Below are 1531 nucleotides of genomic sequence, written 5' to 3'. Positions count from 1 at the left end.
CCAAGGCCGTGAAGTTACGGCTCGGGCGGGGTTGTCCAGGGTCTTTGAGGTGTGGATTCGCCGGACATGAGGAGCGGAGCCCCGGTAGAACTGGCAGTCGACCAAGACAAGCCGTTCACAAAGACCGGAGGCTCCGCTGTCGGAACAGTCTGCCATCACCCGCGCTGTCACGGTGGCTGGAGGGCGGTTTGCGCCCGGTCATCTCGGTGAACTCACCCAGCTCGTTCCGTTCGAGATGGTCGATGAGGCACTGAGGGCTGCCGGGGCCGTGCAGTCGCGGCTGCGGGATCTGCCCTCCCGAGTCGTGGTCTACCTGGTCTTGGCCGCGTGTTTGTTCCCCGAGGTGGGATACCCGGGCGTGTGGCGCAAGCTCACGGGGGCGCTGGCCGGCTTACCGGTGGCCGCACCGACAGCCAGCGCGCTCGCCCAGGCCCGCCGACGCGTCGGCGGCAAACCGCTGCAGTGGCTGTTCGACCTGCTGCGCGGCCCGGCCGCAATCCCGCACGGACCAGGGGCCCGCTGGCGCGGGCTGCTGGTGGTCGCGCTCGACGGCACCACCTTGACCGTGCCCGACAGTCCCGCTGTCCTGACCCGGTTCACCAAGCAGGCGGGCAACCACGGCGGCACCGGATACCCGCAGGTCCGCCTGCTGGCTCTGGTCGCCTGCGGGACGCGCACCCTCATCGACGCCGTGTTCGGCCCCACCACCGCGGGTGAGACCACCTACGCCCCACACCTGCTGCCCAGCCTCCGGCCGGGGATGATCCTGCTGGCCGACCGCAACTTCGCCGCTCAGCAGGTGCTGTCCGGCATCGCCGCCACCGGAAGCGAGGTCCTGGTCCGGCTCAAGAGCAGCCGCAGGATGCCCGTCCTGGCCCGCTACCGCGACGGTTCCTACCTCTCGGCGCTCGGCCCGCTGCCGGTTCGCGTCATCGACTGCGAGATCACCGTCACCACCACCGCCGGACGGCACACCGGCCTCTACCGGCTCGCCACGACCCTGCTCGACCACCACCGCCACCCGGCAAGCGAACTGGCCACGCTGTATCACCAGCGGTGGGAGATCGAGACCGCATACCTGGAGCTGAAGTCGACCATCCTGGGCGGCCGGGTCCTGCGCGCCCGCACCCCCGAAGGCGTCACCCAGGAAATCTACGCCCTGTTGGTCGTCTACCAGCTGCTGCGGACCGCCATGGCCGATGCCACTGGCACCCGGCCCGGCACCGACCCGGACAGGGCCAGCTTCAGCATCGCCTGGCAGGCCGCCCGCGACCAGGTCATCCTGGCCGCGGGCGTCATCGCCGACACCGTCATCGACCTGGCCGGCACCATCGGCCGATACGTCCTGGCCGCGCTGCTTCCCTCACGCCGCCTGCGGGTCAGCCCCCGGATCGTCAAGCGCGCCATCTCCAAGTACCAGGCCCGAGGCCCCCGCATCGACCGGACCAGCTACAAAGCCACCACGAGTATCAACATCCTCGTACTCGCAAGCCCTTGACAGCCTGGCCCAGCCACAAACTTCACGGCCTTG

General features: G+C 69.6%; 1 protein-coding gene. It reads left to right on the top strand.

The window, feature by feature from the left end; translation table 11 throughout:
• Positions 1 to 172 precede the first annotated feature (172 nt).
• Positions 173 to 1498 (top strand): IS4 family transposase, encoded by a 1326-nt coding sequence (locus ACWEK3_RS42375; RefSeq protein WP_453252274.1) that lies wholly within the window; start codon positions 173 to 175, stop codon positions 1496 to 1498.
• The last annotated feature ends 33 nt before the right edge of the window (positions 1499 to 1531 follow it).

This window comes from Streptomyces sp. NPDC004721 (genome assembly GCF_053601495.1).
This window is presented reverse-complemented; position numbering and strand designations above follow the sequence as displayed.